General features: G+C 69.4%; 5 protein-coding genes and 1 tRNA gene. 2 read left to right on the forward strand and 4 right to left on the reverse strand.

The genetic code is table 11. From position 1 onward, the window contains the following. On the reverse strand, window positions 1-720 hold a 720-nt coding region (locus ACE3O1_RS14515; protein ID WP_374316245.1), incomplete at its 3' end, for a DUF885 family protein. A 48-nt stretch (window positions 721-768) separates the two neighbouring features. Further along, window positions 769-3,408, reverse strand: a complete 2,640-nt coding sequence (polA, locus tag ACE3O1_RS14520) for a DNA polymerase I (protein ID WP_374316247.1) — start codon at window positions 3,406-3,408, stop codon at window positions 769-771. A 57-nt stretch (window positions 3,409-3,465) separates the two neighbouring features. Here polA and ACE3O1_RS14525 point away from each other — a divergent pair, with 57 nt between their 5' ends. Further along, window positions 3,466-3,897, forward strand: coding sequence for a hotdog fold thioesterase (locus ACE3O1_RS14525; protein ID WP_374316249.1), 432 nt, complete (start codon window positions 3,466-3,468; stop codon window positions 3,895-3,897). A gap of 28 nt (window positions 3,898-3,925) precedes the next feature. Here ACE3O1_RS14525 and ACE3O1_RS14530 read toward each other — a convergent pair whose 3' ends face one another. Beyond that, entirely contained in the window at window positions 3,926-4,546 is a 621-nt protein-coding gene (locus ACE3O1_RS14530) for an ANTAR domain-containing response regulator (RefSeq protein WP_374316251.1), read from the reverse strand. Between the two features lie 47 nt (window positions 4,547-4,593). Here ACE3O1_RS14530 and ACE3O1_RS14535 point away from each other — a divergent pair. Further along, a tRNA-Leu gene (locus tag ACE3O1_RS14535) sits at window positions 4,594-4,676 on the forward strand. Window positions 4,677-4,702: 26 nt separating this feature from the next. Here ACE3O1_RS14535 and ACE3O1_RS14540 read toward each other — a convergent pair. Further along, a partial coding sequence (locus ACE3O1_RS14540) for a MinD/ParA family protein (RefSeq protein ID WP_374316253.1) occupies window positions 4,703-5,802 on the reverse strand: 1,100 nt, incomplete at its 5' end.

Consider the following 5,802-nt stretch of genomic DNA (forward strand, 5'->3'; position numbering starts at 1 on the left):
CAGCGCGTAGAGCTCGCGGCCGACGGCGTCCTTCTCGCTCGCCGCCGGGGCGAGCTCGCTGCCCAGGAACTCCGCGAGCCGATCGTAGGCGACGCGCGCGGCGTTGGCGTTGTCGGAGAGGTCGCGAGCAAGGGAGGCAGGCAGCTGCCCCTCGGCCGGGGCTGCCTCGGCGGCGAACGTGGCGAAGAAGCCGCCGTCCTCGGTGTAGCGGCCGATCTGCGTCACGACCTCGACGACCTGGCGGCGCGCGGGGACCACACCCTGCTGGATGCCGGTGCGCAGCGACTCGATGTAGCCGTCGATCGCCGGCGCGACGGCCCCGAGACGGGTCGAGATGACCGACCAGTCGTCGACATCCGCCGTCGGCATGAGGTCGAAGGCGGAACGGATGTTCTGCGGGTGCGACGCGATCACGTTGATGTCGCGCAGGTGCCACTTGGCCTCATCGAGCTCCAGGCCGAGCTCGATCTCCCGTGCGAGATCCTCTTTGGTGACGGCGTCGATGTCGTCGACCGGGGTGGCGGCGGCCAGGGCGGCGAGCGTCTTGCGTCCCTCTGCGGTGAGGCGCTCCTGGCCGGCGGGGCTGTAGTCGCCGAAGCGGTCGTTGAACTCCGCGCGGCCGATATAGGTCGCCAGGGTGGGTTCGAGCTCGGCGAGCGTGTCGACCCATGCGTCAGCGATCGTGTCGATCGGCGTGGGCGTGCGTGTTTCGTCAGTCATGCATCGAAGCCTAAGGATGGCGCACGCGGCACGCCAAACGCGGACCGATCAGTGGCCGGCCTCGTTCCAGTCCGCGCCGCGGCCGATCTGCACGTCCAGCGGCACGGAGAGGTGCGCCGCATCGCCCATGCGCTCCTTGACGATCCGCTCGGCGGAGTCCCACTCCCCCGGTGCGACCTCGACGACCAGTTCGTCGTGGATCTGCAGGAGCACGCGCGAGCGGAGCCCCGCGGCGGCGAAGTCGTCGTGGATGTGGAAGAGCGCGATCTTCATGATGTCGGCGGCGCTGCCCTGGATCGGTGCGTTCAGCGCGGCGCGCTCGGCGTTCTCGCGCAGCACGCGGTTGGGGCTGGCCAGGTCGGGGAACGGCCGCCGGCGGCCGAAGATCGTCTCTGTGTAGCCGTCGATGCGGGCCTGCTCGACCGAGGAGCGCAGATAGTCGCGCACGGCACCGAATCGCGCGAAGTACTCCATCATGAGCTGCTTGGCCTCGGTCTGCTCGATGCGCAGCTGCTTGGACAGGCCGAACGCCGACAGGCCGTAGACGAGGCCGTACGACATCGCCTTCACCTTCGTGCGCATCTGCGCGGTGACGTCGGCGGGATCGACGGCGAAGACGCGGGCGCCGACGAACCGGTGGAGGTCTTCGCCGGAGTTGAAGGCCTCGATGAGGCCGGGGTCTTCGGACAGGTGCGCCATGATGCGCATCTCGATCTGCGAGTAGTCGGCGGTGAGCAGCGTCTCGTAGCCCTCGCCGACGGTGAAGGCCGAGCGGATGCGGCGGCTCTCCTCCGTGCGGATCGGGATGTTCTGCAGGTTCGGGTCGGTGCTCGAGAGGCGGCCCGTCTGGCTGCCGGTCTGCACGTAGGTGGTGTGGATGCGGCCGTCGGACGCGATGGCGGTGTCGAGCGACTCGATGATCTGGCGGAGCTTCGTCGCCTCGCGGTGCTGCAGCAGCAGGTCGAGGAACGGGTGCGGGTTGGTCTCCTGCAGATCGGCGAGGACCGCGGCATCCGTCGAGTACCCCGTCTTCGTCTTACGGGTCTTGGGCAGCTGCAGCTCGTCGAAGAGCACCTCCTGCAGCTGCTTGGGCGATCCGAGGTTCACCTCGCGGCCGATCGCCGCGAAAGCCTGCTGGGCGATCGCGTCGGCGCGTTCCCCGAGTTCACCGGAGAACGACGACAGCGTCTCGTGGGAGACGGCCACGCCGGCGAGCTCCATGTCGGCGAGCGTCAGGAGCGTCGGCAGCTCGATGTCGGTGAGCACGGTGGCGACGCTCTCGGGCAGCTCCGCGCGGAGCGCCTCGGTGACGCGCATCGAGAACCAGGAGAGCTGGCCCGGCGTCGCTCCTTCGGTCTCGGGAACCAGCTGGGTCGGATCGGATTCGGGGAGCTTCTCGTCGAGGTAGCGGTCGACGAGGTCGGCGAGGGTCTTGTCGGGGAAGCTCGGTCGCAGCAGCCAACCCGCGACGATCGTGTCGAAGTCGAGCCCGCCGAGGGTGAGCCCGGCGCGGCGCAGCGCCTTGACCTGTGGCTTGGCGTCGCTGAAGACCTTGGGTGCGTCCGATGCCAGCCAGGGCGCGAGGGCTGCCTCGACCTCGCGCGTCCAGTCCGCCTCGGCTGCGGCATCCGCCGTCGCGAAGCCCGCGCGATGCGGCCGCCCTCCCTCGACGACGATCGTCACACCGACCGGGCCCGGCGCGGCCTCGAGCCAGGCGACCAGGTCGGTCGCGGAGGGTGCGACCGGGACCGGCATGGGCACGGCGGCGGCCGAGGCGACGGCCGCCATCTGCTGTTCGATGCCGGCGAGTTCGGCCACGCGCGGGATGAGCGTCTTGAATTCGAGGCGCGCGAAGATGTCGCGCACCGCCTGCGCGTCCATCGGCTTCACCTCGAGGTCTTCGACGGTCACCGGCAGCTCAACGTCGGTGAGCAGGCGATTGAGCGCGCGGTTGCGTCGCACGGCGTCGAGGTTGTCGCGGAGGTTGCCGCCGACGACGCCCGTGACCTTGTCGGCATTGTCGAGCAGGTCGTCGAGCGAGCCGAACTGGTTCAGCCACTTCACCGCGGTCTTCTCCCCCACTTTGGGCACGCCCGGGAGATTGTCGCTCGTCTCGCCGACGAGGGCCGCGATGTCGGGGTACTGCTCGGGAGGCACGCCGTAGCGGTCGATGACGGCCTGGCGGTCGTAGCGCTTGAGCTGCGACACGCCCTGCACGTTCGGGTAGAGGAGCGTGATGTCCTCGTTGACCAGCTGGATCGTGTCGCGGTCGCCCGAGCAGACGAGCACGTCGAAGTGCTCCTCTGCCGCCTGCGTCGCCAGCGTGGCGAGGATGTCGTCGGCCTCGACGTCCTCCTTCTGGATGACGGTGATGCTCATCGCCGCCAGCACGTCCTGCAGGATCGGGATCTGCCCCTTGAACTCCGCCGGCGTCTCGGAGCGGTTGGCCTTGTACTCGGGGTACTCCCGGGTGCGGAAGGACTGCCGCGACGTGTCGAAGGCCACCGCCAGGTGGGTCGGGCGCTCGGCCTTGATGAGGTTGATGAGCATCGCGAGGAACCCGTAGATGCCGTTGGTGTGCTGGCCGTCCTTCGTCGAGAAGTTGTCGACGGGGAGGGCGTAGAACGCCCGGTATGCCAGCGAATGGCCGTCCACGACGAGAAGGGTAGGCTTTGCGGAGTCCGTCACCCTGCAAGCCTAGCCAGGGCCGGAGACACCTCCTCCCCGTCGTCCCGAAGGTGCGCCATGCCCGACTCCTCCCCCGTGAACATCGACGGACTCGAGTGGGCGGCGAATCGTGGAATGGGCGCTCTCGCGGAGAAGATGGGACTCGTCTTCACCGAGTTCTCGATCGATCGCTGCGTCGCCACGATGCCGGTCGAGGGCAACACCCAGCCCGTCGGCCTGCTGCACGGCGGGGCCTACGTCGTGCTGGGAGAGTCCCTCGGGTCGATGGCGGCGAACCTGCACGCCGGTCCCGGGCGCCTCGCCGTCGGCGTCGACATCAACGCCACTCACACGCGGTCCGCGACGTCGGGCATCGTGACCGGCGTCTGCACGCCCGTCCACCTGGGTCGCACGATCGCCGTGCACGAGATCGTGGTCACCGACGATCAGGGACGCCGCTGCTCGACGATCCGCATCACGAACCACATCATGGCGGCGCCGAAAGAATGACGCTTCGGATGCCGCGGCATCCCGTCTGCTATTTCTTGGGCGCGAGCTGCTCGATGATCGCCTTGGCGACGTCCTGCATGGTGAGGCGGCGGTCCATCGAGGCCTTCTGGATCCAGCGGAACGCCTCGGGCTCGGACAGGCCCATCTTCTCGTTGAGGAGGCCCTTGGCACGGTCGACGAGCTTGCGGGTCTCGAAGCGCTCGACCATGTCGGCGACCTCGGCCTCGAGCGTGATGATCTGCTCGTAGCGGGCCAGCGCGATCTCGATCGCCGGCAGCAGGTCGTTCGGCGTGAAGGGCTTCACGACGTAGGCCAGAGCGCCGGCTTCGCTCGCACGCTCCACGAGCTCCTTCTGGCTGAAGGCGGTGAGGAGCACGACGGGGGCGATGTGGTTCTTGCTGAGCTTCTCGGCGGCGGAGATGCCGTCGAGCTGGGGCATCTTGACGTCCATGATCACGAGGTCCGGACGCAGGTCGGTCGCGAGCTGAACAGCCGTTTCGCCGTCGCCCGCCTCGCCCACCACGTCGAACCCGTTGTCACGGAGGATCTCGACGATGTCGAGGCGGATCAGCGACTCATCCTCGGCGACCACCACGCGGCGGGGGGTCGAGGCCGGCGCTGCGGGGGTCTGCTCCTGCTCAGTCACCATTGAATCCTACGGTATGGTCAATCGCGGAAGCGCGGCATGGGCCGCCTGCCGGTGTGGCGGAATGGCAGACGCGACCGACTCAAACTCGGTTGCCCGAAAGGGCGTGTGGGTTCGACTCCCACCACCGGCACTCCCCGCGGGAGCGCGCCCGGCTCGTCAGAGCCGATCGGCGACGGTCGCCGCCACCGTCAGCCAGGCATTCCGCGTCTCAGCGGACAGCGCGTCGAAGTCGATCGGTCCGCCGTCCACGAGCGACGCGTCGTGCGGGGCGATGACCACACCGGACGTCACCTGCTGGAAGTGGCGCGACAGCCGCGCCTCGAGTCGCTTGTCGGTATGCGACGACGGAGCGGTGAGCACGGTGACCGCGCGGTCGACCTTGTCGCCGAAGCCCTTCTCGCGGAGGCCGTCGAGCAGCCACGCAGCGCTGGCGGCGGTGTCTTCGCGCACGGTCGAGACGATGACGAGCTGATCGGCTGCGGCGACCGAGGCGATCCAGTTCGACGCCCGCATGTTGTTGCCGGTGTCGATGATCATGAGCCGGTAGTAGCGGCGGAGGAGGGCGTGGAGCCGGTCGAACGCTGCCGCGTCGATGGTCGAGGATGCCGCGGCATCCTCGTCGGATGCCAGGACGTCGAACCGGGCGTCGACCTGGGTGCGGACGTATGTGTCGAGCGCGGCGAGACCCGACACGCTCGGGTCTGTGAACCGGTCGAGATCGGCGAGCAGATCGACGGCGGTGCGGTGGTGCGGCGCGTTCTGCGCTCGCCATCCCAGCGTTCCGCGGGTCTCGTTGTTGTCCCATGCGAGCGTCGCACCGCCGCGCAGCGTGCCGAAGGTCGCCGCGAGCAGGAGCGTGCTCGTGGTCTTGTGCGCGCCGCCCTTGGGGTTGAGCACCACGATCGTCCGCGGGGCGTCCAGGCGGCGCTGCACGCGCTTCTCGCGATCGAGACGCGACTGCTCGGCGCGACCGGGCTGGGGCGCGATCAGTCCTCCGGTCGCACGGCGCACGGCGCCCTGCCAGCCTTCGGTTGCTCGCGGCCTGTCGCCGCCCTCGCGCGAGTCGAGCAGGTCCTGCACCGTCGGCTTCGCGACGTCGCGGGCCGAGGACGCGGACGAGCGCGTCAGCACCGGCTCGGCGGGCGTCGCAGGGGTGGCGGGCTGTGCCGCGGTCGCCGGCACCGCGGCGGCCTCGGCGACCGCGGGCGCGGGGGTGTACGCGGGAGCGGGGCTGTACGGCCGCGCAGCGGTCGCGG

The organism is Microbacterium sp. (assembly GCF_041909575.1).
Lineage (GTDB): Bacteria > Actinomycetota > Actinomycetes > Actinomycetales > Microbacteriaceae > Microbacterium.

Excerpts from the sequence above, each read along its gene's own strand:
- ACE3O1_RS14525 (WP_374316249.1), top strand. The coding sequence starts at position 3,466 with ATGCCCGACTCCTCCCCCGTGAACATCGACGGACTCGAGTGGGCGGCG.
- ACE3O1_RS14530 (WP_374316251.1), bottom strand. The coding sequence starts at position 4,546 with ATGGTGACTGAGCAGGAGCAGACCCCCGCAGCGCCGGCCTCGACCCCC.